This window comes from Sphingomonas gellani (assembly GCF_900110035.1).
GTDB lineage: Bacteria > Pseudomonadota > Alphaproteobacteria > Sphingomonadales > Sphingomonadaceae > Sphingomonas > Sphingomonas gellani.
Genome location: NZ_FOCF01000012.1, coordinates 23,625 through 50,345, shown reverse-complemented (window position 1 = coordinate 50,345; position 26,721 = coordinate 23,625). Strand labels below are relative to the sequence as shown.

Genomic DNA, 26,721 nt, shown 5'->3' with positions numbered 1-26,721 from the left:
GAGCCTTTTCTACCACAGGCGAACTTGGCTCTTCGAACCTGCAACGTCATGCGGCAACGATGAAGGGCTACGCAGCCTTGATAGATGCTGCCGACGCGGCATCCTGCTCCGCTAGCCACGCGACCAGTGCTGCGGATTCCAGTGGGCGCGAGAACAGATAACCCTGACCTTCCTCGCAGCCCATCCGTGCCAGCAGTGCTGCGGCTTGCTGCGTTTCAATGCCCTCGGCGACTACGCGGAAGCCCAGCTTGTGAGCCAGATCCACCATGGTTTCGACCAGCACTGCGTCGCTGCTATCGCCAGACAAAAGGCTGCGCACGAACGCCTGATCGATCTTTACCACATGAGCGGGCAACCGTTGCAGGTACGCGAGGCTACTCTGCCCGGTTCCGAAATCGTCGATCGCCAGGCACACACCGGTCTCCGCGAGCTGGTGCAACATGACCAGCGCCCGATCCGGCTGATCCATAATCGCGCTCTCGGTCAGCTCGATTTCAAGCCGCTCGGGGCGTAGGCGACGCTGTAACAGGCCCAGCTGAATGCGCTCGACAAGGTCGGCCTCGCCGAAGTTGGTGGCCGAGATGTTGATCGACAGGTTGAGCGAGGAACCCGATCGTTGCCACTCGGCAAGCTCGTCGAGCGCTGCGTCGAGAACCCACTGGGTGGTCGCACGCGCCAGCGACGTTCGCTCGACGATCGGGATGAATTCGCCAGGGGAGACGTCGCCCAGGTTCGGATGGCGCCAGCGGAGCAGGGCCTCCACGCTGGTGCAGCGACCCGTCGCCAGATCCAGGCGGGGCTGGTAAACGAGCCGGAGCTGGTCGTCGGCCTCCAGAGCCGCCCCGAAATCCTGTAGCAGGCGGTAGCGACGCCGATGAGCCATGTCGTTGGCAGCGGAGAAGACTGCGATGGCGCCGTCCTCTCGCCGGGCGTCCTGTGCGGCGCTACAGGCACCCCGCAGAACGTCGTCGGCCGACACATCGCCCAAGGTGAAAGGGCGAACGCCGATAGCGACGCTGGTTACGAACCGGACCGACGAGACCGCACGGATGGCGCCAAAGGTCGAGCGCAGGAGGCTCAGGTAAGCATCCTGCTCAACGTTGGGCGGTGACAGAAAGGCCAACTGCGCCGCACCGACCTGATAGGCCGTCCGCGCAGGTTGCAGCGCTGTCTGCAACGCCAGTGACGCTTCCCGGATCATGTCGTCGACCCGCGCACCACCCATTGCTTGGCGGAACTGGCTCAGTTCGTCATCGCGCGCGAGATCGACGACGACGGCAAACCGCCGCTCGCTTGGGTGATCGCGGGCGAGGTCCAGGAGGTCGTCGCGGAACTGCGTTTGGGTCGCCAGGCCGCTGACCGGATCGATACGTCCAAAGGCATGCTGCAGCTCGATCTGCGCCATCACCATGGCAGCAAGGTCGGTCAGAGCCGCGATTTCTGACTGAGTTACCTGACGTGGCTCTGTTCCGAGGACGCACAAGGAACCCAGACCATAGCCGTCGCTGGTGACCAGCGGCGCGCCGGCGTAGAAGCGCGTACCCGCGCGGGCCAGCAGGCTGTCGGCGTAACAGGGACTGATGGCGAAGTCCTCGATGACGAGCGGCTCAGTGGTCTCCGCCACCTGGGCGCAAGGCGCCTTCTCTCGCGGGATGCTGCAATGGTCGATGCCAACCCGCGACTTGAACCACTGTCGATCACGGTCGGTCAGGGAGACGGCGGCGATTGGCAGGTTGAAGATCTGGCTTGCCATGCGCGTGATGCGGTCGAAGCTCTCGCTCGCCGGGGTATCCAGCAGCTTGAGCTGGCACAAGGCTGCGAGTCTGGCTTCTTCCTGATATTTTTGCAAACGGATGCTCCCATCAGGAGCATTGCCATCAGAGTGTTAACAAGTGCTTCCAAATGAGGATCGAAGCCGTCTCCCAGGGTTGTTGACGGTCGGCGGACTGGGGCGCGTCGCGGTAGAGCGGAGCGGCATCGTTCAGGGCGACGCGCACGGGCGCCTCCTCGCACTCGGAATGAATGAAGGCATGGACGAGCCTCCGCATCCGCACGAGCGGTGGATCAGCGACATCTTCCATGATATCGCGGAGCAGCTCCGTCGGCTGGCGCCACTCATCGCTTTCCAGGCGGAAGAGGATATCCGTTCAGCGAACATGACGGGATCGCCGAAGTTGAGGAGCCTCGAACAAGTCCTGAGTGTCGCATTGTGGGTCGGGGCAGCCAAGATCGGCCGAGCCGATCACGCCCAAAGTCGGTCGCTCAGGACCGGTTTTCCGCTGCGACACCAGCGCAGCCGTTTCACGCCGCCAGGAAAGCCCATCGCGGCGGTTTGCGCGCGATGATCCAGTCGGCGATCGCCGGCCGAATGAAGAAGGCCAGCACGTCGATCACCGCATGCGCAATCATGACTCGCAGTAACGATCGATGGTGGAGATAGTAGAACGTCAGCAACGCACCGGCGGCCATGGTGGCGAGAACGCCCTTCCACCCATAGTGCGCGTGCGCCAGCCCGAAGCACAGCATCGACACAGCCAGCGAGGTTGCTAGCGAGCCGGTGACATGGAAAAGAAGCAGCGGCAGCGCCAGGCGGAAGAATAGTTCTTCGCTGAAGCCAGCGTTGAGGCTTAATAGCAGGGCGAGCGCGGCCTCGCGCCGGTTGCGGGGGATCAGCGCGGCATCCGCGCCGGGTTGGGGAGAAAGCGCCGCCTTGAGACGGCGCCACTGGATTGCGACCGATATTGCGATCCCCGCCGACAGACCCACGGCCATGGGCAGCCAATGATCGCCGGACGGGTGGCCACGGGACTGCAATGCGCGGTTCGCGGGCGCGAATGCGTGAGGAAAGGCGCTGAAAGGTGACAGCGCGTCTGCCAACCAAAGGCTGATCACGCTTGCGCCCACCAGAACGGCAAAGCTTTCGACGAGCCATCGACGGTAGAATCGCTGCCGGTCGCTCGTGTTGGACAGCGCCTCGAACCGCGCAAAGGCCGTAACATCGCGCCGCACCCACCATGTACCACCCGCAGCCATAACGGCCATCCACCCCAAGATCAGCATGACGGCACTTCTCTGGACCTTGTTTCCAAGCTGGAAAGTGACAGTTGTTTTCCAAATCGTCAAGTCGTAAGTTGCCTATCTGGAAAACGGATGGTGGTGTTGGGAAAATGGACATGGACGAACAGGAGGCAGCGCGGACACTGGACATGATGCGGGCGACGCGCGGCGTGTTGGCCACGCGGACTAGGTGGTCGCTTGCCCGGCATGCCGCGGTCGGAGTGCTGTTGGGCAGTCTGATCGCAGGCTATGCACTGCCCGGCTCCTGGCCGGTGGTAGTGGTCATGGTCTGTCTGGCCGCCACCGTTATGACCGTCGCGCGGGACCGTCGGCGTGATGGGTTCTTCGTCAACGGCTATCGCATAGGCCGCACAAGACGGATCACGTTCACGCTCGTGGCGATCGCGTTCGCCGCTCTGGTGAGCGCGATCCTTCTGAAGGAGCGATACGGCCTGGACTGGGCGCCCGTGGCGATCGGGATCGTGCTCGCCGTCGTAGCCACAATCGTGAGCATCGTATGGGAACGCGTGTACCGGCAGGAATTGAAGGAACCGGGTCGTGAGCGTTGAACGGCTTGATCCGCTGATCCACCCGCCGGCACGGCTTCAACTCATGGCGCTGCTGGCGGATGTCAGCGAGATGGAGTTCGCGACGGCCCGCGAGATCCTGGGCGTGAGCGACTCCGTCTTATCCAAGCATCTCGCCCAGCTCAGCGATGGCGGGTATGTCCAGCTACGTAAGGCGACGCTTAACACCCGCCAGAGGACCTGGATCGCCGCGACAGCCGCGGGACGATCCGCCTTTCAAGGCCACGTAGCTGCGCTCCAGGCACTTGCAACGGGCAGATCACCTACCGCATGATCAAACGGTTTCCCGCCCAGCAATCTTCGTCAAGAAGGCCGAATGGTACCTACCCTCTGGTTGCTTGGCGGTCCGTCACCCCAATGTCGCGAATGCCTTGTATGCGCGAGTGGTGTTAGCGCGTGGAACGACTTGTAATGTCCGTTGCCGCCAGTCTGGCCCATAGCTGCCAGTCCGCGATCCACCCACCTCACGATACATAGCCGACTGACCCGACCCACCGAAAACTGCCGTCAAGCCGAACTGAATGAAAGGCCGAAGTTGAGGAAGCGAAAAGAGGCCGCGAATGACCGCATGTGGGTCGCCCCTACCGAGGAGCAGCTGGGCCGCTCACGCCCACAGCCTGACGTACAGCCGGGCAACCGCTGGAAAGAACCTTCCGCCCGACTGCCCCTTGCCGCCGCTCCAGAACGCGCTCACTCATACTTCGTGCAAGCGACAAGCCTTCCTCACTCACCCGTGCACCTCCCGCCGTTGCCCGCTGGTTGGCAGCTAGTCACGATGGCAGTGCTACCTGATGGGGCGCTCGGCCTACTGGGCACCAATGTCGATCTCGCGGGCGCTTGGGCGCGGGTGCGGCGGCAGGAGACTGAGCCGCTTGCGGCTGACTCGCCGGAGCGGCCGCAGTCGGTCGCGGCGCGTGGTATCGCCCGCCTGTGGCGGTTCGACGGCACGACGCTCCATCATGGCCCGACGGTCCCGCTCGAAAGCCCCTCGCTTGCACTCGCCGGGTTTCCGGATGGTCGCTGGTTGATTGCCGCCACGAATGGGCGCGATGAGCCCAACGGCCGGCTGTTCACGTCCGATGGCACGTTGCTCGTACGCCTCCATCTCGGCGACGCTATTGAATACGTAGGTGTCGATCTCGCCGACCGTGTTTGGGTGGGTTGGTTCGACGAGGGCATTTTCGGCAACATGGACCGCTTCCCCGAAACTATCGATCGGACGGCGGTAGTTGCGGCCTGCTTCGCCGCCGATGGCGCGACGCTGCCGGTCGGGCCAGTGCCAGACGATGCCGGGTTCCTGGCGGACGTCTATGCGATGACGGTAACTGAAGATGGCGCGTGGGTGTGCCCCTACACTGAATTTCCGCTGCTTCACCTACGTCCCGGCCAACCGGTCCGGTGGTGGCGCAACGGACTGTCTGGAGTGAATGCAATCGCCACGGACGGCCGCCACGCGCTGCTTGCGGGCGGTTACGGAGACGACGCCGCGCGGCTTGCGCTGGTTGAGTTGGGTGGCGATGGTCAGGGTGAAGAGGTGAGGATGCTCGCTTCGTGGCGGTTGCCACTCATCGAGCGTTTTTCGCCAGACCACGAGCACTCGTCGCTTGCCGAGCACTTCATCTGGGAGCGACCGGCGCTGCTCGCCGGCAGGGGCGACATGCTCAACCTCATCAATGATGGCGTTTGGTATAGTTGGCAGGTTGGAGATGCTGTCGAGGCTCTTGGTCGGATGTAGCGTCATGGCCGCCGGCCACCATACCATGCCCGTCGCAATGCCGAAGAACGTGCTCGAAAGTGGCTCTGCGTCAGATTAACAAATGACCGAAGCTGGGATGCGGAAAGGCCGGCCCGAACGACCGGAAATGGGTCGGCTCGCACCTTACAGGAAGTGCGATGTGTTCCCCAGTTTCAGTTGAACGCCCGTTTAGCGCATCTTTCGATCATCACGGTTGTCGAGCAACGGCACCGATGGCAGAACAGGCAGATCGTGCGGCGCAGCTGGGTCCTGAGCTTCGAGGAACGATCGATGTGGATCCGGCGATCAGCGTTGCCAAGGCGTTATCTGCGCTGGTCTCTGATCGCAGCGACCGCGCTCGGGTTGCTCCTTCTAGCTGCGTTCGTGTGGCTGCTATGGGGAACGGGGGACCTGATCCCCTACCCGGATGGGCCTCCACCTGGCCCTGCACGGCCATCTGAGCAGACACAGCCGTGAATGCCGGGGCCATCCGTCACGCGGTAAGTGTCGGCAGGCTCAAGGTACATCCGGCTATGGTAGAAGTGGCTTGTGGCCGAGCCACCGGTTCGTGAGCTTCTTGAAGAAGATGTAGAACGTGATCGTCAGGAGAGGCACGCAGAAGAAGGCGCCGATGTACCCGCAACTCCCCTCGAAGCAGGAGCCCAGTGCGCCTTCCTGAGCGAGCAATGCCGAGCAGACGGTCGCAAGAATGAGGCTTAGAATGAGCAGCGCGGTGACGCGAGCCAGGCGCGCGAACACCGTAAGCCATCTCCTTTGGCGTTTCACGCTTGCTGTGCCTGCAATGTGGCCCGAAACCCTGTTTCGGCCGTGAAAGGATCTCGATGGCCTGCCGTCAAGCCGAAGGTGAGCGCCATCACAGCGGTTTGCCGTCTTTGTCGAGCATTTCGAACCTGTAGGAGCAGCCGTAAAAGGTCTTGCCCGGATGGGTGGTGGCGTTGGAGATCGTGCGCGCTACGACAACGTGGCTGCCGAAGTCCTCGCCCTCGCGGGCAGGCTCGGTCTTGTCCTGGATGATCCGCTCGCCCAGGAATTTGCGGAAGGGCATGTCCGCCTCCGCTTGAGAGCGCGTGCGCTTGCCTGTCGCGACGATGGCGTCGATCACCGGCTGGGCGGTCACCACATTGTCGACATGCTCCGCGCGCGCGATGATGGCCGGATCGGGAACGTCCAGAATGGCGAGGATACCGTTGCCGGTGAACCCGATATGTCGCGTGCTGTAGGAACCGGCAACGACGATCGGCTGCGGCAATTCGTACTCGTCGATGAACGAGTTTCTCGGCGCGACCTTCTTCCAGTGCCGTTTGCGGGCAAGCTGCTCCTCGCCCGCGACTGCCATGGCGAACTGCATGTAGCTCGCCTGGTCGAGGCGGCAATCGATGGCGTCAACTTCCGCTACATCGGCAGGGTTCGTCGGCGCTTTACCGGCGGGCTGCAGCGTCAGGGCGAGCAGTAGAGCGGGGACGAGGTACATGCGGGGGGAAATCCTTGTGATCGGTAACGGTCGGGCAGAAAGCGTCTTGCGGATCGTGCCTCGTGGTCATCGATCGCGCGGACGTATGATCAGCACATCCAGGTCACGGTCGGGACGCCAGTTCGTTCGGCGCACTTCGAACCGCGTGGGGGAGATCTTGCGCACGCCCTCCGCGCAGAAGCTCACGAGGTTTTCCGGCGCACCCTTGTCGATTACCAGCCGGAAGCTCGCGATCGGCTTGCGCCAGTTGGCGGCTGTCCTGAGGATGTAGCTTACCCGTTCCTCGGGCAGGGCCGCTGCTTTGTCCGGCCCCGCCAGCCGGGCAAGGTGATCGATACCCGCCAGGAACGTCGCGTCCGTGCAATAGCGCGCGGCAAAGGCCCTGCCATCCGCACTTCGACGGAAGCCCGGCAAGGTGAGATCCGTACCGACACTCCCGCCTGTGCCGGGCTGATAGCGATGCTCCACAAACAGGTCCTGACCTGCCGGAAAGACCTGATCCCAGTGCCATGTCTCCTTCACCGTCCAAAGCGGCGTCAGGTGCCCAGCGGTGCCTTGGACGCCGTCCTCCGCCGTGACGAGCCCGGCCGCGATCAGCCGTCGGCGCCCATCCTGGCCGAGCCGATCCAACTGCGTATCCATGTCGCCGGTGACGGGAATGCCGAGCGAAGCAAGCAGCGCGCTATGGTCCTGGCCCTTCACCATCGCCTTGCGCTCGACCGCCATCCTCACCGGCCTGCCATCGACTGCTGTCGCAAAGCCGCGGGGGACGGCCACATCGCCATATTCACGCTGTGCAAGATCATCGTCCGGCATGGGAAAAGCGACGGTGGTACGGATGTCGGCCGGCGTACGGTTGCGGAAAACGTAGCGTACCCGCACCAGCGTGGCGGACACGAACAGGTCTTCCGCCACCATGTCGATCGCGTCGGTGCGGGTGAGGACCAGGCCGCCCGCCGCTCTCTCGGCGGTGCTGTCATTGGCTTGCACGGGTCCGATGAGAAGCCCCGCAACCGCCAAGGCGAGCGCAATCTGCTTGATCATCACTCTTTCATCCATGCAGGACGGACAGATCGCAACCTTTTCCACGAGGCCTGATCCGTCTGGAGCCTCTGCAACAATCAAGAGGGACGTAGATGACAGCGATGTTGCGCCTTGGACTGTCGGCGCTGAACCTCACTGCACTGGCCGTGCCCGTCACGATCACTGCGGCGGCACCGGTTCGAACCATAGCGGTCATCGATCTGTCCCGGCCTTTTTCAGCCCGCTCGCCATGGCGGTTCACGGCCACGCAGGGGCCTGAGGTGGAGGGGCTGTCCGGTGAACCGCAGGACGGCAGAATTGCGATGTGCATCAGCAACGACCAGGCCCGCTCCTGTCTTGCGGGGCTCAACGACAGCCTGGTCATGGGAACCGGCCCGGACCTGTTTTCTGAGCCGCACTTCCTCGACAAAGCGTTGCTGGTACATCCGAGCGACGCGGCGACGCTGCTGCTCGTGCAGGTCGCCAGCCTACCCGCCATGAACGGCGACCAGCGATCCGCAACGCTGCTGTTCGGCTATGATCGTGCAAAGGATCGTGTTTCGCGCGTGTATGCGCATGTCACCGGCAGGAACAACAACCAGGAAGTCCGCTACGTCGTCAAGGGCATCCTTCGGGGTGCGGTCATCTCGGCGGAGCCGACCCGCGACGCACCGTTTGCCTTCTGGGTAACAGTGAACCGCTTCGTAGCGCCAGGACGCTATACGCAGGTGCTACGCTACCGTAGCGCGACGACCTATGGCGACGGCAATCGACTGGCGGTGATCGATTCCGAGATGCCGAACATCCAGCAGCGGCTCGGCCTTTGGCGACAGGGGCAACCCCTGCCGCTGCCCGATGGCGGATGTGTGCGGCCGCATCTCGAACGGGATGCATTGTGGTGCTGAGACAAGCTCGTGCGGCTTGAGCGCAAGGCCACCTGCTTGCGCAACTTCAGCCGCATTCCTTACCTCTACACAGGATTTGGTCCATGCCGTGCGGCAGTTTGATGGTTTGGTGGAGAGGGTGGAGGGTGGCAAAACGGCTTCTATCAGTGATTGCGGCCACCGGATCGCTAGCATGTGCCGGAGTGTCCACCGCGTCACCTTCACTGATCGATTTGGAATGCAGGGTGGTCGAAGCGCGCGCTTGCGGGGAGGGGAAGATCTGCCAATCCGCCAAGGGCGATGTCGGGCAAAGCTATAGCTTCGATTTGGCCGCGATGACGTATCGGGCGCCGACGGATCAGGGCGCGATCACGGACGTGAGAACCGATGACAAGTTCATGACGTTCGAGCTGGGCGGCGGCCGACTCTACGTGCACAAAGATGTCGGGGAGGGTGATGCGTTTACGTCATACTTGTACTTGTCGCCGCAGGACATGCGCAAGCTTCAGTGCACCGCAAGCTATGACCTTACGGTCACCGAAGCAGAGGCCAGCGCGCGGCGCGGACTGGCTGGTCATTATTACCTGTCGGGCGTGATGGAGACGGGATCGGAGCTGCTGCTCCGCCCGGATGGAAGCTTTGCCTGGCTCATGAGCTACGGCGCGGTCGATCAGGAGGCACAGGGCAAATGGCGGATCGATGGCGACGCCGTCCTGCTGGACGCCCGATCGGGCGGTGACGGGCAAAAGGCCTTTCGGCAGCTGCGGCTGCGACTTGATCATGGTGCGCTGCTGCTGAACGGTGCGGTGCGCGGTCGGTACGAGCGGCATCCGTAACTGATGCCATCCAGGAGGATGGCACGACCGGCTCAGCAGGCCACGCCCCAACGCCCGCGCATTGTTGCCACCACGCCGCGGCGATCGATCGTGAGGACCGCGTTCGTGCTGCTGCTGTCCGATGCGGCGTTTGTCGTCGCCTGGCCGACTGTCCGGACTTGCAGGCGGTATTGTGAACACGCGACATTGGCCTTCCCGGTCTCGAGCGCCTGGGTACCCGCTTTGGTAAGCCGGCAGGCGTGAAGCCCATGCATGTCGCGAAGCATCACTTCGGTGCCAACAAGCTGGAGGTAGTCGCGCCTGCCGACATAAAAGGTCGAGGTGCAGCCGGTCTCCGTCGTAGACTCCTCGTCGCTGTTGCTCAGCGCGAGGAGCGGGCTGATTGCGCGATCGACTGGCGCCGAGTGAACGGATGCCGCCGCGAAATTACCGAAGCCGAGAAGAACGGCGAAGAGCGCCACGCGGATCAACAACATTATGGCCTCCTGACGCGGGATCGTGTTCTTGTGTGCCGCGGAAACGGCCGCCGCTCTCCGAAGCACACCAACTCTCTCGCGCGCGATGCGTTCACGGCAAAGGCTCGCGCTATGGGGCTTTAAAGGCGAACCCGCCTTGGTTCGAGTTCGGAGCACTCGAACCGGCCAAATTCAGTGAGTAAGGATTAAACGTCGGGAATGACAATGCCCCGGGCAATCGCGCATTGCGCGTCGACCTAACCTATTCCCAACGATCATGTGTGGCATACCTACGCGTTGCTGCGGCGGCTGGAGGGCTGACGACGTTTCGCAGCCGGCAGCTTCTCTAGGCCGACAAGGTCAATCACAAGGGGTGTACGCCATGATTTCAGGACGAAGTGGTCGGACCGGTGACGGCGGGGACGTCAAGGCCCTGTGGGGCGCCCGCCAGCTGTGCGTCCTCGCCTCGCTTGTCGTCTCGATGTTGACCACGCTTCCAGCGCGCGCGGCCGGCGCCGAGGCGCTGTTGCACCGAGCGCTTGCCTGCAAGCTGACGGATGGCGAACTGGCGGGTGTTCCCGCTGCCCTCGCAAAGGCCGATCCCGCTGCTTTCGCCCGCGCCAGCGAATATCACGGCGCTCCGACGTACAACCTGTTCGCCCTCACGGCCCCGGTTTTGGCGTTTGGCCGGCAGACAACCTCAATCGTGCTCCAGCCCGGGCGGGTGTTGGCGCTACTGCCAATCGCCGATCGGGCTGCCGTTGAACGCGCGCAGGGCATCACGCCCAGCGGCAATGACTACATTCCCGACGAACGTGAACTGACCGAGACGCGGCACTTGGTTGCCTATGCAGCTCCGGAAGGGCGGCTGGCTGGAAAGCTGTTGATCGGATGCGAGTATCGCCGACCGGAGGCCGCCACTTGGTCAGTCGACAGCAACGATCAGTTCGAGCTGCTCGATCGCGGCAATTGAGGGACGTCCGATAGCAGCCAGTCCGAGCCGACGTCAGAGCCCGAGCCAAACGCTGATACTCGGAAGCGGTCGAGTTCCTCTGAACGGCGGAGCTTGGTCCGGCTTTTTTTTCCGCTCACATTATTGCGTGGACCTGAAAAGCACTGGCCAATCGCCTGGTTCACTCCCGCCACATGTTTGTTGGAGTGACATCGCCGACAAGTTGAACGCCTTACCGTTCCAAATCCAGCTCGCGGCGACACCACAATCTGCAAGCCCCCGTCCTTTTGCAGCCATGCTCAATGTGCCGGTCGCGGGATCGAAGCTGCCTTCGGTGAAATAGTCGGCATTGGCGCGATCTCGATCGTTGCCGAGATAGGGCATGGGCGCGATCAGCCGCTGGGCTCGGCCGCTGCCCCGTCGTGCGATAAAGGCAAGCGATGATCCCTGGTAGGCGCCCATGATGCAGGGGACCAGAACAAGCGCCTGAGCCTGATCAAGCGCGAATGCTTCAGGTGTCTGCTGTGTGTCCTGGCATTCCTCTTTGGCGAACAATGCCTTCTGATCGGCACGAACAAGCGCGATAAGCTTCGTCTCCTCACCTGGCCTGAAGCGCGCGTTGATTGGATGGCTGGGAATGTGCGGCAGCGGCGGGGCGGCTGGAACAGACGACGCCGGTCGAGAGCCGGATTTGAGCAGCGCGGTGACGCCATCGATCCTGCCCTGGCGATCTTCGAGGCGCAGCATCGCCGCGCTGAACCCGGCCAGGGGTATAGCCTCTTCACTACCCATCGTCACGTGCGTCGCGTTGCGCAATTTCCGTATCAATGCGCGGATTGCGGTGAAATCGCTGCTGGTGATCGAACTTCCGTCCGACGAACTGGTGTATTCCCAAGCCGCTCCTCCCAATCCGGCCGGCTTACCGTCGATCCTGATATCCGATGGCGTAAACCGCTCGTTGCTGCTGATCGACGCCACAAGCTCGCCATCTGCGCCGGCATGGCGCTCAATCCGGATCTCCGCGCCACCACTTCCATCATCGAACCCTTTGGCGACACATGTTAGCGTATTGTCACATGCAACGAACCAGCTTTGATAGCTGTCATAAGACTGGATAGGCTCGACGCTCAGTGATCCGCTGAGACCTGCGGTCATCCCGAAAGCGAGCAGCACGGCGCTAGTCACTTCTGACACCATCCTGTTTGCCGTCTTATCCCTGCTGATCGATTGCGCGTGCTAACTACCGACAATGCATCAAGCTGCAACCGCGTTGGGCGACCCACGCCTTTCAGCTCGCCTGCCGCGACTAGCGCGAGGTTGTTTCCGTGCGCGATGAACGGGCGTCCGCTTCTGGGAAGCGGTCTGGCTGCGTTGAATGGCCGACTGCGGGTCGCAGCCGGCGCTCGCGTGGGTCTGGGAGACCCTCATCTAAGGCGGCTGCGACTTTCCCCTTTCTTCATCTCCATTCGCCTGTTTCGGGAAAACGCAATCGGGAACGGATTTCGGGAAAGCGGCACTCTCAGACGGTAGCCAGCACCGCCCGCGACGCCGCTTTCCCGCCGTTGGTTCGTTTCTGGGAAACACTGTAATGGCAGAGAATGATAGAAGGCCGGCATTTGAGCTGAGCGGGTTTCGATCGAGAAGCGAGTGGCAACTCTCGTTCGGAACTTTCCACCATGACCCTTCGCAGCGCCCGTGCCCGCATCATTATGCTTTCCGCAGCGAGCCTCATCGTCGGTTGCGGCTCGGTCGCTACCGGTCGCACGTCTGCCGCGCCGCAACAGCAGAGCATCGCTGCAAAAGCGGGCGACGAACGCATCACGCCCTACCATGCCCGCTTCGGCAGAACGCGGCCGGTCATAGCAATCGTCGGGGAGAACAGCGGCACCGAGCTGACCGACTATGTCATTCCTTATGGTATCCTGCGCCAGGCCGACGTCGGCGAGGTCGTGCCTATCGCGACTAAGGCAGGGCCGATGACGATGCGGCCCGCGCTGCGTCTCCAGCCGCAGGGCTCGGTCGCCGATTTCGATGCACGCTATCCCGAGGGTGCCGACTATGTGGTGGTGCCGGCAGTGGTTCGGCGCGATGATCCTGCCTTGCTCGCCTGGATCAGGGAGCAGGCGGCGAAAGGAAGTACGCTAGTCAGCATCTGCGACGGCGCGCTGGTGGTCGCCGGCAGCGGTATGATGGACGGACACCGCGCCACGGCGCACTGGGCGACGGCGGGCTACCGTCGCAAGCACTACCCCAACATCCGTTGGGTCGATGATCGACGCTATGTCGCCGACGGGACCATCGTCTCCAGCGCCGGGATCAGCGCCGCCATCCCGACCTCGCTTGCACTGGTGGAGGCGATCGCCGGGCGTGAACGCGCCGCCACGGTCGCGGCCGAGATCGGCACGCCCGATTGGAGCCCGAACCATGACAGCCGGCGCTTTCATCCCAAGCTCGGCCGCAACCTGTCCGCGTTCGCCACCACCCAGTATCTCAACGGCTGGTTCCACAAGCCTCAAGCCTTGGGCATTCCGGTCGACGCGGGCGTGGACGAGGTCGCCCTGGCACTTACGGCAGACGCCTACACGCGGAGCAATCGCGCCCACGCCTATGCGCTCGGTACCAATCAGGAACCGGTCGAGACTCTGCACGGGCTGCGCGTACTTCCTGAGCGTACCGACGCACGATCCCTCGACCGCCAGGTGGCGGTTCCCACCGGCAGACCCGGTTTGGCGCTCGACCGCGTGCTGACGGACATCGCACGGTCTTACGGCCGGCAGACGGCCTATGGTGTCGCGCTCGACTTCGAGTACCCCGGCTTCAATGGCTGATGGAGCAATCGACAGGCCGGCAGGACCGGCAAAACGGCCCGTGCGCGTCGTGCTGCTCGCCTATGATGGGATGAACCTGCTCGACCTCGCAGGACCGTTGCAGGCGCTCACCACTGCCAACCGCAGTGTCCGGACCGGCGATCCCGCAAAATACGAGACGATCGTGGCCTCTGGCAGCGGTGGCACTGTCGTCACCAGCTCGGGCCTCCCCCTCGTCACGGTCCCGGTGTCGGCGCTCGCCGACGTGCCGATCGACACGCTCATCGCGCCGGGTGGCTGCTGGGGCGAGGAGTATGAGGTTGAACCAGCCTTGCGGGACTTCATCGTCGCGCGAGCCGGCTCGGTGCGGAGACTCTGTTCGGTGTGTACGGGTGCCTTCCTGCTCGCGGCTGCGGGCCAGCTCGATGGGCGCAGGGTGGCAACGCATTGGGCATGGCTCGACAAGCTGAAGGCCCGGCACCCCGCGTTGGAGGTCGATGCCGACAGCATCTTCGTTCGCGACGACACGCTATGGACGTCCGCAGGCGTCAGCTCCGGCATCGACCTCACGCTGGCGCTGATCGAGGAGGATTACGGCCCCCGCATCGCGATCGATGCGGCACGACAGATGGTCGTTTTCATGAAGCGAGCGGGAGGGCAGTCGCAGTTCAGTGTTCCGCTTGCCGCCCAGACGAGGGATCACGGCTTCGTCGAGCTCCACGCCTGGATGGCCGCGAACCTCGGATCGGACCTGACCGTCCCCCGCCTGGCGGCACGCGCGGGCATGGCGCCGCGCACGTTCGCCCGCAGCTACGCGGCGAAAGTCGGCTGTACGCCCGCCAAGACGGTCGAGCGGATGCGGTTAGAGGCTGCGTGCCGGGCTCTCGAAGAAACCGGCCTTCCCTTGAAGAGCATCGCCGTTCAATCTGGCTATGGCGATGAGCAGAAGCTGCGTCGTGCGTTCCAGCGCCAGCTCGGCACCAATCCGGCAACCCATCGAGCCCGCTTCTCTCGTTACTGAGTGGAGGCACGGTCTTACGGGATCGTCGAACGAGCTTCTCGAAACACCATCCTAATGGGATGGCCCTTCGGTCAGATCAGGTGCGCGAGGTCCGGCCAACCATATGCCACCTCGTGCAAGGTCGTATCGCCTTCCGCGACTTCCTTCTCAGTGATGATCGCGCCCCCCAAGCCGTCATAGAAGCCCCGTGCTCTCACATTTTCGCGCAGCACCCAAAGGCTAGCGCTTGGTATCGGCCGCTCCACTAGATCGCGCGCTATCAGGCTCATGAGCGCTCGCCCCACGCCAGCACCTTGTTGCGAGCGAAGGATATAAATCGCGCCGATCTCACCGGTGAAGCCACTCTCGCGCATCACATCGTCTCGTTGGCCGCCACATGCCCCGAAACCCACGATCCCGGCCGCGCCTTCCGCTACATACACCCGTGTTCCATTCGAGTTGGTGGGGGCGTCGAGAACCGTAGCCCACATCGCAGTCCGGCTTTCAGCCGACAAACCGTCCAGCATGTCTTGAGGAAGCAACCCGGAATAGGTTTCATGCCATGACGTGACGTGCAGCGCGCCGAGTAACGACGCATCTCTAGCCGTTGCCGGGCGGTAGTTGACCGTAGACATCCACTCCCCCTTCTCAAAGACGGATCAGCATGACGCCGATCAAGGGACCGAACAAGGCGAGCCTCGCCCGTTTCGCGTGCCGTTCGCGAAAAGGCTGATTAGCTTGAGCGGTGATCTAGCCGCCAGGCAAGGAGACGGGTGAAAGGCTCCGGATCATCCAGGCGGAACGCAACACGAACGAAGGGCTCTCGCCTTTTCAGAAGTGAGCGACGAGGCACAGGGCGATCCAACCGCAGCATAATGTTGGGCCAGGCAAGCAGCGCCGCATTGAGGGTCGCGGGATCGCGTACCTCCTCGCCAGTGAAGCCGCCTTCTATGGCAACGATCGCATCGAGCGGCACGAGCTGGTCGATCAGGAAGCCGGCCCGCACGCGCACACCCTCGGGTGTCAACAGCACCGGCCTGAACCTGAACGACTTGATGAGGCCGACCAGATATACGAACCCCACGTCGCTCAGGACGAACATGACCAGCGTGGCGGTGCGGCTCCAGTGTCCGACCAGCAGATGGTAAACGGCGATCTCGATCGCCGACAGGATCAGCAGCGTCGCGCACATCGGCGTCAGGTGCCTGTGGTAGGCGAAAGCGCGGGCGTTGGCCGGCACGTCTGCCGGTCCGCCCCAGCGAAACAGCGCCATGTGGATCACCGTCATCTCCGCCACGGCCAAGCGGACCAGGGCCGGCGGGAATATCTCGGATGCGGCCGACACCCATCGCTGCTTCTGGTCGATGCCTTTCTTGCCCACCGCCTGGCGCGCTCGGGACGTGGCCCAGGCGACATGACCCAGAACGACGGCCGCCATCGTCACTACCAGCGCTGGAGTCTCCAATAGCGCTTCCCGCATCGCCGATGGCGAACCAAGCCAAACGGTGAAGCTGGCGCCGGCCAGCACGCCCAGCACGGCGCTCCATGGCGGCTTTCCTTCTGATCGGGCGATCAACGACAGCATCAGCGTGTCCGCGACCACCCACAGGAACAGCAATAGCGCTGCAAACGGATAGGCATTCGTCAACGGCGTCCGTACCGCCATTCCAGCAAGCGCGACGATGATGGCGGGTGTGATGCTTGCGGCGACATGTCGGCGACCAACGCCGTTACTGGTCTGGGCTACCATAGTAATCCCCGTTCGCCCGCGCGAACGACCGGATGCTGGTCTGGCGCAGCGTCACCCGTGCTTATACGCTGGCTTTGCGAGCGATCACCAGGGTCACCATCTTCTCGGAATAGCCTTTCTGACCAGATTTGAGAACGTCTCTGCCGTTCTCTTTTCCCGATCGAAACCGGGAAGGCGGTTGAGCGGCGAGGCGCACCCACTAGCATGGGTTCATGAGCGACGAGGCCCCCTGCACCATTCGAATAGCTGCCGCCCTGATAGATGACGGTGCCGGACGCTTGCTGTTGGTACGCAAGACAGGAACCGAATGGTTTATGCAGGCCGGTGGCAAGATCGAGGATGGTGAGAGCCCTGTAGGTGCCCTGCGTCGCGAGCTGAGGGAGGAAATAGGGCTGGTGCTGGCCGCTGACGATGATGCGCGGCATCTCGGCCGCTACTCCGCACCCGCAGCGAACGAGCCCGGCCATACCGTTGAGGCTGAAATCTTCCATGTGCGGATGCGGCACGCCCCCGCTACGCGATCAGAGATCGAGGAGGCCGTCTGGGTCGATCATGTTGCAGCAACGGCGCTGCCCCTCGCCCCTTTAACCCGTGACCACATCCTCCCCCTATCTCGCGCGCTCTGATCCGCGTTTCCGATCAACGATCGTTGGCGGGACGGCCGGCGCTATAAGAGACCGATGATATTCAATCCGGTCCTCTCAGCGTCGTTGAAGGCGATCGGCAACGTGATGGCAGAAGCGCATGATCCTTGGTGGATCATCGCCAGCGCAGCCGTTGCCCTCCATGGGGCTGATCCCGGCCATGTCGCCGACGTGGATGTGCTGTTGAGCGTTGCCGACGCACGACGCATCCTGCCGGCGATCGGCATTGAGCTTCGGCCATGATCGCCGCACGCGGCGTTCCGGTCGAGCATCTTCGGCACTTGAACCGCGACCACGTTGCCGGTCGAGTTTATGGCAGACTTCCAACGTCGATCAGGTGAAGCATGGTTGCCGGTGCGACCGGCGACGCGACAAAGCGTCGAGGTCGAAGGTGCCGTCGTCTTCGTCCCCGAGAGGATGGAGCTACAGGCCAGGCTCACCGCTTTTGGCCGCCCCAAGGACATTGAGCGTGCCCGGAGCCTCGCCGCCGTGACGTAGCGCCTTTCCCGATCAATCATCGATATCGGGACGGGTGCACCGTCGCGTTGGCCGTTCCCAATCTAGATTTCGCAGATGCAGCTACTCACCGCTGAAGGCTCGGACCGCTTCGCACGTTTCGAACAGGAGTGTCCGAGCCCAGCGCTGCCCGTCATCATTGTGCGTCCGGCCATGCCAGACGGCGAGCTTGGTGAAGCCCGGCACGGAGACGGGAGGCTCGACGAGCGCCAATCCGTCCGCACCGGCCGCGAGGCGGCGCGGGACCACTGCGATCAGGTCGGTCGTGCGCAGCACCTCCGCAAGCGCCAGGAAACTGTGGAAAGATAGCGCCACACGCCGCTCCCGGTGCAATCCGGCGAGCACCTCATCGGTGACGCCGTGGAATGCGCCGCCCGAGAAGGACACGAGCGCGTGATCGAGCAAGCAGAAGCGATCAAGCGACAGGGCGTCACCGGCCGCATCCGGGTGCCCGACACGGAGCGCACAAACGTAGGTTTCGTCGAACAGCCGGCGCGCGTGGAGATCGAGCGGGGCGGTGTCCGGCGTCATGAGGGCGAGGTCGAGTTCGCCGCGCTCGAGCTGTCGGGCCACGAGGGCATTGTCGACCGGCCGCGTCGCCACCCGGATGCCGGGCGCCTGACGGCGCAGCGCGGTGACGAACGGCACCACCACGGCTTGCAGTGCATAGTCGGTGGCCGCAATCGTCAGCGTGAAGGCTGCCGTCGCCGGATCGAAGGCAGCCGGCCGCAGCAGCGCCTCGACCTCCGCCAGGATGTGCTTGACCGGCGCCGCCAGTGCCAGCGCCCGCAACGTTGGCTGTACGCCGCGCTGCCCGCGCACGAAGAGCGGGTCGTCGAAGCTCTCGCGCAGCCGTGTAAGCATGCCGCTGACCGCCGGCTGGGTAACGCCGAGTCGATGGGCTGCCTTGCTGACGTGTCGCTCGTCGAGCAGCGCATCAAGCGCACGAAGCAGGTTGAGATCAATCGTCCTGATATCACGCACGCTGATACGCCCGATAGTTGAGGCTTATTGGCGTTATCATGGCACGATGGCCATATGTTGGGAAGCGGCAGCATGCCGACGCAACAAAGCAGGTCCGACATGAACTCGATCCATTGGCCTGAAGGCTATGTTCCCGGTTTCACCGACAATTTCGCTTCCAACGAGGTCATCGTCGCGGGGCTGTCCGCCGCGGAGGTCTGGCCGTTCCTCGCCGAGGCGCCGCGCTGGCCGGACTATTATGCCAACAGTGCCAACATCCGCTTGCCCGAAGGGGCCGGCCCCGAGCTGGCCAACGGCATGCGCTTCTACTTCGAAACCTTCGGCTTCCCGGTCGATGCCGAGGTGGTGGAGTATGTCGCACCCGCTGGCAACGAACCCGGTCGCGTCGCCTGGCACGGCTGGTCGGGCGAGGGCGACACCCGCCTCGACGTGCATCATGTCTGGCTGGTGGAGGACCTGTCGGACGGCCGCGTCCGCATCCTGACGCAGGAGACGCAGAACGGGCAGCCGGCCAAGGACCTGGCGACCACCAAGCCGAACCCGATGATTAACGGCCATCAGGATTGGCTCGACGGTCTCATCTCCGCCGCGCGAAAGGCGAAGGGCTGAGCCCTACGACGCCCAACCGCACTGAAAATCACGAGGAACCGCCATGTCCGCTCTCTTCCAGCCCTTCACGCTCAAGGGCGTGACGCTCCGCAATCGCATCGCGGTGCCGCCGATGTGCCAGTACAGCGCCGTTGATGGCGTGACCAACCGCTGGCACTGGGTGCATTACCCCTCGATCGCACGGGGCGGCGCGGGGCTGGTGATCGTGGAGGCGACCGGCGTCTCGCCCGATGGCCGCATTACCCCCGGTTGCACCGGCCTGTGGGATGACGGGCAGATCGAGGGCATGGCGCGGATTGCGGCTGAGATCAAAGCCGAAGGGTCGGTGCCCGGTATTCAGATCGGCCATGCCGGGCGCAAGGCGAGCGCCAACCGACCGTGGGAAGGCGACGATCATATTCCGGCGGGCGATCCGAACGGCTGGGAGACGATCTCGCCGTCGCCGATCGCATTCGGTGGTGGCCTGTCGCGAACCCCGCGCGAGATGACGCTGGCGGACATCGAGCGGGTCAAGGCCGACTTCGTGTCCGCCGCCAAGCGGGCACTCGCGGCCGGCTTCGAGTGGCTGGAACTGCATTTCGCGCACGGCTACCTCGCGCAGAGCTTCTTCTCGGTTCACGCCAACAAGCGAACGGACGCCTATGGCGGCGACTGGCAGGGTCGTGGACGCTTCCTCACCGAGACTTTGGAGGCGGTGCGCGCGGTGTGGCCCGAGCACCTGCCGCTTACCGCCCGCTTCGGCGTGATCGAGTTCGACGGCCGCGACGAGGAGACGCTGGAGGACTCGATCGCGCTCGTGAAGGCGTTCCGCGAGCGCGGGCTCGACATGCTCAACGTCAGCATCGGCTTCTCGACCATCGAGGGCAGAACGCCTTGGGCGGAGGGCTTCATGGCGCCCTATGCTACGCGGGTGCGGCAGGAGACCGGCCTCCCGGTCGCGACCGGCTGGTGCATCGACGATCCCCGGGTCGCGGACGCGGCGGTCGCGGACGGCCAGCTCGACCTCGTGATGGTCGCGCGCGCCCACCTCGCCGATCCGCACTACCCCTATGTCGCCGCGCTGGCGCTGGAAGAGGATCGGCCGTCATGGGTGCTTCCCGCTCCCTATGCCTATTGGCTGGAGCGGTATCGCGGCATCGGCAAGGCCGCAGCGCAATAAGCTGCGTGGGTTATCGAAATCGATCAATTCCGAGAACATTCGCGCCGTCTTGCCGGCCGCTTCCAATCGGGGCGCGCGCTGACCCTCGACATACAGGGCGACGGGCTTAGCCGTGTACTTGGCCCGCCATGCCCACCTGTGCGAGGTATGCGTCCAGCACCGCATCCGCGTCAGTGGAGACGATCGCGCCGACATAGCCGTCCGGTCGCACCAGCACCCGATCGCCGGCCTCAACGCCATAGGCGGCCTGGAACTCGCCGGCATCGTCCGCAAGGTCGCCACGCTGGCCGATGGCGTGGACGTGCAGCCCCGGCCGCGTTGCCATGGAGCCATCGCCATAGGCGAGCAGCGTCCAGTGGGGGCCTTTGAACAGGTCAAACAACCGCCGCGGCTGTCCGGCTGCACCCCGTACTAGTGCGTCGGGGGCGCGGTCCCCGGCGAGCAGGACGCCGTGCCGTTCAGGCGTTTCCACGGCCAGAGGGGAACCCGGATAGCCGATGTCGAGCTGATGCGTATCGCGCCCGCGCCGCATCTCGCCGCGTTTCATGGCGTCGAGCAGGCCGGTAGCAAGACCGAGCATGGCTTGGGCGACGGGGCGGCGCTCTTCCTCGTAAGTGTCGAGCAGCGCATCGGGAGCGCCGTGCACCACCGCGGCGAGCTTCCAGCCCAGATTATAGGCGTCCTGTACGCTGGTGTTGAGGCCCTGCCCCCCGGTCGGAGGATGGGTGTGCGCGGCATCGCCTACGAGCAACACGCGACCGTCGCGATAGCGATCGGCAAGGCGCGCGTTCATGTGAAAGGCGGATGCCCAGGATACCGAGTGGACGATCAGATCGTCACGCCCGGTCCGCTCGCGCAGCAGCGCCGTCAGCCCCTCGGCCGACAGATCGACATCGCCTTCTAGCGGGATCGGTCCCTGGAGCTGGAAAAGGTTGGTCCCGGCGAGCGGGCAGGCGGAAATCTGGCGCTGCATGTCGCCTTCTCCGAAGCGGTGCCACACGTCGCGCGACAGCCCCGACAGGGTCACGTCGGCGACGATGGCGCGCACGCCCAGCGTCTTGCCGGGGAAGCCGATGTCGAGCGCGTGACGGACGAAGGAGCGTCCGCCGTCGGCGCCGACCAGCCAGCGGACGCGGATCGCCTCCTCGCCAATACTGGTCGCGATGCGTGCCGTTACCCCTTCACCATCCTGCGTGAAGCCGAGCAGTTCACAACCGAACTCGGGCACATGGCCCAGTTCGACCAGCCGCTCGCGCATGACACGCTCGGTCAGGAACTGCGGCACCATCAGCGGCAGGTGGTACGGCTCTGCGGCTGTGGCAGGTTCGGCCTCCACCACGTCGGTGTCCGTGAAGCTGCCGTCGTCGGCATATTCGCGCTGCTGCGGGTAGAAGCCCCCTGCCGCGACGATCCGGTCGAGGATGCCGAGATCCTCGAACACCTCCTGCGTGCGGGGCTGGATGCCCTTGCCGCGCGAACCGCGGAAGGGATCGTCCAGCTTCTCGATCAGTCGGAACGAGACGCCGCACCGGGCGAGGTCGATCGCCAGCGTCAGGCCAGCCGCGCCCGCGCCGCAGATGAGTACATCCGCTGCGAAACCGTTTGTCATGCCATGCTCCATATGTGTAATACGCACATAGATGGAGCGACGTGTTGGAGTCAATCAGAAAAGTGCATAATACACCCACCTCGACACTGCTGCGTGAATTGCACGGGGCGCTGATCGATATCGTCAGCGTCATGAACCGGCCGCAGCGCGACGAGGCGATGGTCCGCGAGGCAGGGATCGCGCTCGATCGCGCGCTGTTCCCGCTGCTGGTGATGGTGGAACGGCTTGGGCCGATCGGCATCGTCGATCTCGCCGATCGGGTCGGGCGCGACTACACGACCGTCAGCCGACAGATCACGAAGCTCGAAGGCCTCGGCTTCGTGGAGCGCCGACCGACGGCGGCGGATGGGCGTGTCCGTGAGGCAGTAGTGACCGCCAGCGGCAAAGCCTTGACCGACAGGATCGACATGGCACGTGAGGGAATGGCGCGCACGATCTTCGCCGACTGGACGGATCAGGACGTCGCCGATCTTGCCCGGCTGATGCGCCGCTTCGCCGATGCTGTGCAGCACGACCCCGCCGAGCAAGGCTGACACTGTTGCTCAAGACACTATCCCGACGGGAACGTGGTCGGGCGGCGGGATGACAGCGCGGTGACCGGCTATGCCCAGCCGGCGAGGCGCGCGGCGTAGCGATCGCCGGCTGCCGCCAGTTCCTCGGGCGAGGACTTGTTCGCGCGGTAGATCAGGAATGGCTCGTGCCAGCGCCAGAAGCAGCGGTGCGCGGTCGCCTGTAGCGGCCGCAGGAGGTCGGGCAGCGGGAAGAGATTGACGCCGTCCGCCGCATAGGCCGACGGATCATTGCCGGCGGTCGCTGCGACCATGACCGGCAGGTCGCGCAACCGCTCCCCCTCGGTCGCGGCGTTGACGTAGTACATGCGCGTCAGCACCGTGTCCTGCCATGCCTTCAGGAGCGGCGGGGTCGAATACCATTGCACCGGAAATTGCAGCACGAGCCGCTCGACCGATAGCAGGCGCCCCACTTCCGCCTCCACATCCAGTTCTCCCGACGGGTAAAGCGCGTCCATGACGACCAGATCGACGTCGCCGGTCGCGACGGCGGCGTCGGCCAGCGCGCGGTTCGCCTTTGATCGGGCGAAAGCCGGATGGAATAGCAGGATGGTCGTCCGCATCGTCTATCTCCTTGCCGGCGACATGGAGGCGGAGCGGGACACCTTCCAATCAATATGTTACATATGGCATCATCCACCGCATGAATATGCGTGGTGTCGATCTCAACCTGCTCACGATCCTCACCGCGGTGCTGGAAGAGGGCGGCGTCTCGCGCGCTGCGAGCCGGCTCGGCATGTCGCAGCCGGCAGTATCGAGCGCGCTGGAACGATGCCGCCACCTGTTCGGCGATCCGCTGCTCGAACGGCATGGCAACGCCATGGCACCGACCGCCAGGGGCGCTGCACTACGCCAACCGCTGGCGGAGATCATGGACACCATCGCCGGCTTGATCGGTCTCGATCCGCCGCCGCTCTCGGAGGTCAAGCGGGTCGTCCACCTCGCCATGGCCGATGCGGTCGCGACCCGGCTCGGCCCGATGCTGCACGAGGCGCTGGCCGCGCAGGCGCCGGGCATCGTGCTCGCGTTGCACCCCTGGCGCGGTGGATCGGCGGCGTTGGCGGAACTAGCGCGTGGTCCGCTGGACCTCGTCATCTCTGTGCTGCCGGCATCGAACGATCCTGCGATCCACAGCGAGATCGTGTTGCGCGAGCGTTACCTGGTCGCGATGCGGCGCGATCATCCGGCTGCCGACCGGTTCGATCTCGATACGTGGCTGGCATGGCCGCACCTGATCGTCTCGGCGAGTGGCGCGACCGATACGCCGGTAGACGCGGCCTTGCGCACGATAGGACGCTCGCGCTCGATAGGGATGGTGGTGCCGAGCTTCGTCATGGTGCCGAACCTGCTGGCGGGTTCCGACCTGGTCGCTCTCGTGCCGGCCTTGATGATGGACGGAGCCGTGACGAACAGTGTCGTCACTTTCGAGCCGCCACTTCCGATCGACGGTTTTTCCCTGCGCCTCGCCTGGCATCGACGTAACACGCACGATGTTGCCGTTCAGCATGTCGCTAGCGAGATGATGCGCTTGGCCAATACCACGAGGTGAGCAGTGCGGTATGTCTCATCGACCGTCGTTTGCGAGGACGACGGCCGTGCCACGGGTGAGCTCCGGGACTCGTCAGGGCTCCGCTCTGAACATGAACAAATGGCAGAAGTCGGCGAGCGGAAAACAAGCCGCGAATGGCCGGGATTGGGTCGTCCTGCCGCTTTAGGCTCCACGCCTGAAAGACCTGGGTAGCGGCCATGTCAGGCGTCCCCACGTTTTCAATCTCTATATCATAGGCGCAATGATCGTGGGTGCGGTGATACTCTTGCGCTTCGCCCAACGCTCGATCCCCTCGCAGCCGTTCTCGCCGTTCCAGCACGCCGAGAGGTACATGCACACCGACCCAAAAAGTATCGAAGGGATGCAGCAGTTTTCTGAGCTGGTCCGCCCACGATGCTCGCTCGACAATATGCTCAACCAGCAGATCAAGCCCAGCTTCGGCGAAGGCTGCAATGGAGCGATGAAACCCCGAAAAGAAGGTTTCGCGTCCTTCCCATCGTGCAGGCTCGGTGAGCGGCCGAAAGGCAGCGTCGGCGAGCTGGTCGGACGCATAGTAGCAAAACGTCTTAGGCAGCAGCGGGCGGAGAGCAGTCGCCAGCGTGGATTTACCGGCGCTAGAGGTGCCGTTGAGCAAGATGATGCGTGCAGCCATACCGGTCGTTCCGCCCAACTTGCGGCGTTTTAAGGCCTACCTCGCAGCATGGCGAGTTGGCCTCCCGCCAGCAACAGAGGCTTTCCCGATCAACGATCCAGACCGTGCGGGACGGGCGGCCGGGGCAGCGTCGGGCCTTTTTCAACAGCCCCGGTCGTTTGCCGCACAAGCCAGTTTAGGAAACAGAACGTAACCGGTACAATCTCGCCTTGTCATTTCATCGGTGCTATCCGGCATCATCGCCAGCCACGGGGGCTCGCGTATCCGCGAAGCGCCCATGGACAGGACACGAACATCGCCAACGATCGACCGGCTGCTCGCCTGGTCAATTCGTCACCCACTATCGCCTGTTGCGGGTTACCTGACGGCCACCGTGGCGCTGATCGTGACAGCGCTGATCCGTGCGCTGCTTGTCACCAGCCTGCTGCCGTACCTGCTGTTCATCCCCGTCGTGCTGCTGATCGCGCTGTTGCTGGGCAAAAGCACCGGCATCTATGCGACCTGGGTATCGGCCCTGCTCGCCGCGCTGACGCTGATCCAGACCGGCCACGCAGGGGGCCTGACCCTCACGCAATGGGGCGCTACCCTGCTCTACGCGATCGTCATGACAGGCGTGTCGTTGACGGCGGCCGAACTGCGGGCGGCGTTCCAACGGTCTCAACAGCTCTCAGCTGAGCTGGAGCAGGCCAATGCCGGACTGGCTGACGCCAACAGGCGATTGAGCGAGCACGACCAGCATCTCCAGCTCATCAATCAGGAGCTTGGCCACCGGCTCAAGAACCAGCTTTCGATCGTGCAGGCCGTCGCCGGCCAGACGCTCCGGCAATCGAGCGACATGAAGACCGCGAGCGAAGCGCTGGGCGCGCGCCTGGCGGCGCTCGGTCGCGCGACCGATATGCTGACCGCGAGCGAATGGCGGTCGGCCGATCTGCATGCGCTGGCACATTCCGCCTTCGCGAGCCGCTCGGCGGTGGTCGATCGACTGCGGATCGATGGTCCGGCGATCCGCTTCAACCCGCAGGTCGCAATGGGGCTGACGCTTGCCTTGCACGAGCTGATGACCAACGCCACCAAATACGGTGCACTCTCCAACGATACTGGCCATGTCGATCTGAGCTGGACACTGAACGAGGGACCCGATCCCAATCAGTCACGTTTCTGCCTGACCTGGCGGGAGACTGGCGGGCCCGTGGTCAAGGCGCCGACACGGCGCGGATTCGGGTCCGTCATGATCGAGCGCTCGCTCCGGTCCTACTTCCGGGGCGAGACCTCGGTCAGCTATGACCCCGCCGGGCTGGTGTTCAGGATCGATGCGCCTGTGGAAGCGGCGCATTTCGACGGGAAGTAGGTGCTCAATGCGAGAAGCAAACAGTCCCAATCGTTCAATCCTGGTCGTCGATGACGAGCCGCTGATCCGGATCAACCTCGCCGACTTCTTCGAGGATGAAGGCTTCAGCGTGTTCGAGGCAGAGGACGCCGACACCGCTATCGCTATCCTCGAAACCAACCCGTCCGTCCGGATCGTGCTCACCGACGTGCGGATGCCTGGCTCGATGGATGGGGTAAAACTCGCTCATCACGTTCGCGACCGTTTTCCCCCGACCCTGCTCGTGGTCGCCTCCGGCGCCGTGAAGCTATCGGCCGACGAACTGCCGGACCGCACCATGTTCCTGTCCAAGCCATTCGATCCACGCTTTGTACTCGACGAGATTCGACGCCTGAGTTGACCCTCTCCAGAAAACGGCCGGAGCTGTTTAAACATTTCTCACGCTCCGCAAGCCGCAGCCTTCATGGGATGGATTTAGGGGGAGGCCAGTGCCCGAGGTGCAACAATCCCCTCGGCTGCCAACAC

The 26,721-nt window shown here is 63.9% G+C and carries 30 protein-coding genes; 16 read left to right on the top strand and 14 right to left on the bottom strand.

Going from position 1 to position 26,721, the window contains the following annotated elements; genetic code table 11:
• Positions 1 to 67: 67 nt before the first annotated feature.
• The 3 genes from BMX37_RS17265 to BMX37_RS19045 form a co-directional block, all read right to left on the bottom strand.
• Positions 68 to 1,849, bottom strand: a complete 1,782-nt coding sequence (locus tag BMX37_RS17265) for a sensor domain-containing phosphodiesterase (RefSeq protein ID WP_093667026.1) — start codon at positions 1,847 to 1,849, stop codon at positions 68 to 70.
• 28 nt (positions 1,850 to 1,877) lie between these two features.
• On the bottom strand, positions 1,878 to 2,081 hold the full coding sequence (locus BMX37_RS17260) for a hypothetical protein (RefSeq protein WP_170842057.1): 204 nt from the start codon (positions 2,079 to 2,081) through the stop codon (positions 1,878 to 1,880).
• 220 nt (positions 2,082 to 2,301) lie between these two features.
• Positions 2,302 to 3,060: a CPBP family intramembrane glutamic endopeptidase gene (locus BMX37_RS19045; protein WP_212611489.1), complete on the bottom strand. Its 759-nt coding sequence runs from the start codon at positions 3,058 to 3,060 to the stop codon at positions 2,302 to 2,304.
• A gap of 113 nt (positions 3,061 to 3,173) precedes the next feature.
• On the opposite strand from BMX37_RS19045, the gene BMX37_RS17250 reads away from it, so the two are divergent.
• From BMX37_RS17250 to BMX37_RS17240, 3 genes are all read left to right on the top strand, one after another.
• A complete protein-coding gene (locus BMX37_RS17250; RefSeq protein ID WP_139198146.1) occupies positions 3,174 to 3,626 on the top strand; it encodes a hypothetical protein in 453 nt (150 codons plus the stop codon).
• Complete coding sequence (locus tag BMX37_RS17245) at positions 3,616 to 3,918, top strand: transcriptional regulator (RefSeq protein WP_093667024.1); 303 nt, start codon at positions 3,616 to 3,618, stop codon at positions 3,916 to 3,918. Before BMX37_RS17250 ends, BMX37_RS17245 begins: the two co-directional genes overlap by 11 nt.
• Before the next feature lie 501 nt (positions 3,919 to 4,419).
• The gene (locus tag BMX37_RS17240; RefSeq protein ID WP_093667023.1) at positions 4,420 to 5,379 is read left to right on the top strand and encodes a hypothetical protein; all 960 of its coding nucleotides are present in this window, start codon (positions 4,420 to 4,422) and stop codon (positions 5,377 to 5,379) included.
• A 531-nt stretch (positions 5,380 to 5,910) separates the two neighbouring features.
• On the opposite strand, the gene BMX37_RS17235 is transcribed toward BMX37_RS17240, so the two are convergent.
• The 3 genes from BMX37_RS17235 to BMX37_RS17225 form a co-directional block, all read right to left on the bottom strand.
• The gene (locus BMX37_RS17235; protein WP_093667022.1) at positions 5,911 to 6,138 is read right to left on the bottom strand and encodes a hypothetical protein; all 228 of its coding nucleotides are present in this window, start codon (positions 6,136 to 6,138) and stop codon (positions 5,911 to 5,913) included.
• Between the two features lie 115 nt (positions 6,139 to 6,253).
• On the bottom strand, positions 6,254 to 6,871 hold the full coding sequence (locus BMX37_RS17230) for a hypothetical protein (RefSeq protein WP_093667021.1): 618 nt from the start codon (positions 6,869 to 6,871) through the stop codon (positions 6,254 to 6,256).
• 66 nt (positions 6,872 to 6,937) lie between these two features.
• Positions 6,938 to 7,915 (bottom strand): DUF4424 family protein, encoded by a 978-nt coding sequence (locus BMX37_RS17225; RefSeq protein WP_170842056.1) that lies wholly within the window; start codon positions 7,913 to 7,915, stop codon positions 6,938 to 6,940.
• Between the two features lie 92 nt (positions 7,916 to 8,007).
• On the opposite strand from BMX37_RS17225, the gene BMX37_RS17220 reads away from it, so the two are divergent.
• Together BMX37_RS17220 and BMX37_RS18585 are read left to right on the top strand one after the other, a co-directional pair.
• Entirely contained in the window at positions 8,008 to 8,799 is a 792-nt protein-coding gene (locus BMX37_RS17220) for a hypothetical protein (protein ID WP_212611488.1), read from the top strand.
• A 224-nt stretch (positions 8,800 to 9,023) separates the two neighbouring features.
• Positions 9,024 to 9,614, top strand: coding sequence for a hypothetical protein (locus tag BMX37_RS18585; protein ID WP_139198144.1), 591 nt, complete (start codon positions 9,024 to 9,026; stop codon positions 9,612 to 9,614).
• Positions 9,615 to 9,646: 32 nt separating this feature from the next.
• Here BMX37_RS18585 and BMX37_RS17210 read toward each other — a convergent pair whose 3' ends face one another.
• On the bottom strand, positions 9,647 to 10,090 hold the full coding sequence (locus tag BMX37_RS17210) for a hypothetical protein (protein ID WP_139198143.1): 444 nt from the start codon (positions 10,088 to 10,090) through the stop codon (positions 9,647 to 9,649).
• Positions 10,091 to 10,442: 352 nt separating this feature from the next.
• Between BMX37_RS17210 and BMX37_RS17205 the strand changes: the two genes are divergently transcribed.
• Positions 10,443 to 11,042, top strand: coding sequence for a hypothetical protein (locus BMX37_RS17205; RefSeq protein ID WP_139198142.1), 600 nt, complete (start codon positions 10,443 to 10,445; stop codon positions 11,040 to 11,042).
• A 120-nt stretch (positions 11,043 to 11,162) separates the two neighbouring features.
• Here the strand turns inward: BMX37_RS17205 and BMX37_RS17200 are convergent, their stop codons facing one another.
• Entirely contained in the window at positions 11,163 to 12,206 is a 1,044-nt protein-coding gene (locus tag BMX37_RS17200; protein WP_170842055.1) for a DUF1176 domain-containing protein, read from the bottom strand.
• A gap of 491 nt (positions 12,207 to 12,697) precedes the next feature.
• Between BMX37_RS17200 and BMX37_RS17195 the strand changes: the two genes are divergently transcribed.
• Complete coding sequence (locus tag BMX37_RS17195) at positions 12,698 to 13,849, top strand: DJ-1/PfpI family protein (RefSeq protein ID WP_093667016.1); 1,152 nt, start codon at positions 12,698 to 12,700, stop codon at positions 13,847 to 13,849.
• A 40-nt stretch (positions 13,850 to 13,889) separates the two neighbouring features.
• Positions 13,890 to 14,849, top strand: a complete 960-nt coding sequence (locus BMX37_RS17190) for a GlxA family transcriptional regulator (protein WP_244501663.1) — start codon at positions 13,890 to 13,892, stop codon at positions 14,847 to 14,849.
• A 71-nt stretch (positions 14,850 to 14,920) separates the two neighbouring features.
• On the opposite strand, the gene BMX37_RS17185 is transcribed toward BMX37_RS17190, so the two are convergent.
• On the bottom strand, positions 14,921 to 15,463 hold the full coding sequence (locus BMX37_RS17185; protein ID WP_093667014.1) for a GNAT family N-acetyltransferase: 543 nt from the start codon (positions 15,461 to 15,463) through the stop codon (positions 14,921 to 14,923).
• Between the two features lie 98 nt (positions 15,464 to 15,561).
• On the bottom strand, positions 15,562 to 16,578 hold the full coding sequence (locus tag BMX37_RS17180) for a hypothetical protein (RefSeq protein WP_170842054.1): 1,017 nt from the start codon (positions 16,576 to 16,578) through the stop codon (positions 15,562 to 15,564).
• Between the two features lie 212 nt (positions 16,579 to 16,790).
• On the opposite strand from BMX37_RS17180, the gene BMX37_RS17175 reads away from it, so the two are divergent.
• Together BMX37_RS17175 and BMX37_RS18930 are read left to right on the top strand one after the other, a co-directional pair.
• Positions 16,791 to 17,204, top strand: coding sequence for an NUDIX hydrolase (locus tag BMX37_RS17175; protein WP_093667012.1), 414 nt, complete (start codon positions 16,791 to 16,793; stop codon positions 17,202 to 17,204).
• Positions 17,205 to 17,288: 84 nt separating this feature from the next.
• Entirely contained in the window at positions 17,289 to 17,465 is a 177-nt protein-coding gene (locus BMX37_RS18930) for a hypothetical protein (RefSeq protein WP_170842053.1), read from the top strand.
• Between the two features lie 336 nt (positions 17,466 to 17,801).
• Here the strand turns inward: BMX37_RS18930 and BMX37_RS17165 are convergent, their stop codons facing one another.
• Entirely contained in the window at positions 17,802 to 18,722 is a 921-nt protein-coding gene (locus BMX37_RS17165) for a LysR family transcriptional regulator (RefSeq protein ID WP_093667010.1), read from the bottom strand.
• Positions 18,723 to 18,821: 99 nt separating this feature from the next.
• On the opposite strand from BMX37_RS17165, the gene BMX37_RS17160 reads away from it, so the two are divergent.
• Both BMX37_RS17160 and BMX37_RS17155 read left to right on the top strand, forming a co-directional pair.
• The gene (locus BMX37_RS17160) at positions 18,822 to 19,331 is read left to right on the top strand and encodes an SRPBCC family protein (protein ID WP_093667064.1); all 510 of its coding nucleotides are present in this window, start codon (positions 18,822 to 18,824) and stop codon (positions 19,329 to 19,331) included.
• A gap of 43 nt (positions 19,332 to 19,374) precedes the next feature.
• Positions 19,375 to 20,490, top strand: coding sequence for an NADH:flavin oxidoreductase/NADH oxidase (locus BMX37_RS17155; RefSeq protein ID WP_093667009.1), 1,116 nt, complete (start codon positions 19,375 to 19,377; stop codon positions 20,488 to 20,490).
• Between the two features lie 106 nt (positions 20,491 to 20,596).
• Here BMX37_RS17155 and BMX37_RS17150 read toward each other — a convergent pair whose 3' ends face one another.
• Positions 20,597 to 22,099, bottom strand: a complete 1,503-nt coding sequence (locus BMX37_RS17150; protein ID WP_093667063.1) for an FAD-dependent oxidoreductase — start codon at positions 22,097 to 22,099, stop codon at positions 20,597 to 20,599.
• A 62-nt stretch (positions 22,100 to 22,161) separates the two neighbouring features.
• On the opposite strand from BMX37_RS17150, the gene BMX37_RS17145 reads away from it, so the two are divergent.
• Positions 22,162 to 22,632 (top strand): MarR family winged helix-turn-helix transcriptional regulator, encoded by a 471-nt coding sequence (locus BMX37_RS17145; RefSeq protein ID WP_212611487.1) that lies wholly within the window; start codon positions 22,162 to 22,164, stop codon positions 22,630 to 22,632.
• 68 nt (positions 22,633 to 22,700) lie between these two features.
• Here the strand turns inward: BMX37_RS17145 and BMX37_RS17140 are convergent, their stop codons facing one another.
• Positions 22,701 to 23,231 carry an NAD(P)H-dependent oxidoreductase gene (locus BMX37_RS17140; protein WP_093667008.1) on the bottom strand — a complete coding sequence of 177 codons (531 nt, stop codon included), beginning with the start codon at positions 23,229 to 23,231 and terminating at the stop codon, positions 22,701 to 22,703.
• 80 nt (positions 23,232 to 23,311) lie between these two features.
• Between BMX37_RS17140 and BMX37_RS17135 the strand changes: the two genes are divergently transcribed.
• Positions 23,312 to 24,217, top strand: a complete 906-nt coding sequence (locus BMX37_RS17135; RefSeq protein ID WP_093667007.1) for a LysR family transcriptional regulator — start codon at positions 23,312 to 23,314, stop codon at positions 24,215 to 24,217.
• Here BMX37_RS17135 and BMX37_RS17130 read toward each other — a convergent pair.
• Positions 24,180 to 24,869 carry a chloramphenicol phosphotransferase CPT family protein gene (locus BMX37_RS17130; RefSeq protein ID WP_093667006.1) on the bottom strand — a complete coding sequence of 230 codons (690 nt, stop codon included), beginning with the start codon at positions 24,867 to 24,869 and terminating at the stop codon, positions 24,180 to 24,182. The two genes, BMX37_RS17135 and BMX37_RS17130, sit on opposite strands and share 38 nt — an antisense overlap.
• 277 nt (positions 24,870 to 25,146) lie before the next feature.
• On the opposite strand from BMX37_RS17130, the gene BMX37_RS17125 reads away from it, so the two are divergent.
• Together BMX37_RS17125 and BMX37_RS17120 are read left to right on the top strand one after the other, a co-directional pair.
• On the top strand, positions 25,147 to 26,217 hold the full coding sequence (locus BMX37_RS17125; RefSeq protein WP_093667005.1) for a sensor histidine kinase: 1,071 nt from the start codon (positions 25,147 to 25,149) through the stop codon (positions 26,215 to 26,217).
• 7 nt (positions 26,218 to 26,224) lie between these two features.
• Positions 26,225 to 26,596 carry a response regulator gene (locus BMX37_RS17120; protein WP_093667004.1) on the top strand — a complete coding sequence of 124 codons (372 nt, stop codon included), beginning with the start codon at positions 26,225 to 26,227 and terminating at the stop codon, positions 26,594 to 26,596.
• Positions 26,597 to 26,721: the final 125 nt, after the last annotated feature.

Coding starts and splice junctions, on each gene's coding strand:
- BMX37_RS17155 (WP_093667009.1), top strand. CDS start 19,375: ATGTCCGCTCTCTTCCAGCCCTTCACGCTCAAGGGCGTGACGCTCCGC.
- BMX37_RS17160 (WP_093667064.1), top strand. CDS start 18,822: ATGAACTCGATCCATTGGCCTGAAGGCTATGTTCCCGGTTTCACCGAC.
- BMX37_RS17185 (WP_093667014.1), bottom strand. CDS start 15,463: ATGTCTACGGTCAACTACCGCCCGGCAACGGCTAGAGATGCGTCGTTA.
- BMX37_RS17180 (WP_170842054.1), bottom strand. CDS start 16,578: ATGGTAGCCCAGACCAGTAACGGCGTTGGTCGCCGACATGTCGCCGCA.
- BMX37_RS17125 (WP_093667005.1), top strand. CDS start 25,147: ATGGACAGGACACGAACATCGCCAACGATCGACCGGCTGCTCGCCTGG.
- BMX37_RS17260 (WP_170842057.1), bottom strand. CDS start 2,081: ATGGAAGATGTCGCTGATCCACCGCTCGTGCGGATGCGGAGGCTCGTC.
- BMX37_RS17220 (WP_212611488.1), top strand. CDS start 8,008: ATGACAGCGATGTTGCGCCTTGGACTGTCGGCGCTGAACCTCACTGCA.
- BMX37_RS17175 (WP_093667012.1), top strand. CDS start 16,791: ATGAGCGACGAGGCCCCCTGCACCATTCGAATAGCTGCCGCCCTGATA.
- BMX37_RS17230 (WP_093667021.1), bottom strand. CDS start 6,871: ATGTACCTCGTCCCCGCTCTACTGCTCGCCCTGACGCTGCAGCCCGCC.
- BMX37_RS17240 (WP_093667023.1), top strand. CDS start 4,420: ATGGCAGTGCTACCTGATGGGGCGCTCGGCCTACTGGGCACCAATGTC.
- BMX37_RS19045 (WP_212611489.1), bottom strand. CDS start 3,060: ATGCTGATCTTGGGGTGGATGGCCGTTATGGCTGCGGGTGGTACATGG.
- BMX37_RS17150 (WP_093667063.1), bottom strand. CDS start 22,099: ATGACAAACGGTTTCGCAGCGGATGTACTCATCTGCGGCGCGGGCGCG.
- BMX37_RS17140 (WP_093667008.1), bottom strand. CDS start 23,231: ATGCGGACGACCATCCTGCTATTCCATCCGGCTTTCGCCCGATCAAAG.
- BMX37_RS17250 (WP_139198146.1), top strand. CDS start 3,174: ATGGACGAACAGGAGGCAGCGCGGACACTGGACATGATGCGGGCGACG.
- BMX37_RS17130 (WP_093667006.1), bottom strand. CDS start 24,869: ATGGCTGCACGCATCATCTTGCTCAACGGCACCTCTAGCGCCGGTAAA.
- BMX37_RS17120 (WP_093667004.1), top strand. CDS start 26,225: ATGCGAGAAGCAAACAGTCCCAATCGTTCAATCCTGGTCGTCGATGAC.
- BMX37_RS17225 (WP_170842056.1), bottom strand. CDS start 7,915: ATGATCAAGCAGATTGCGCTCGCCTTGGCGGTTGCGGGGCTTCTCATC.
- BMX37_RS17195 (WP_093667016.1), top strand. CDS start 12,698: ATGACCCTTCGCAGCGCCCGTGCCCGCATCATTATGCTTTCCGCAGCG.
- BMX37_RS17210 (WP_139198143.1), bottom strand. CDS start 10,090: ATGTTGTTGATCCGCGTGGCGCTCTTCGCCGTTCTTCTCGGCTTCGGT.
- BMX37_RS17135 (WP_093667007.1), top strand. CDS start 23,312: ATGAATATGCGTGGTGTCGATCTCAACCTGCTCACGATCCTCACCGCG.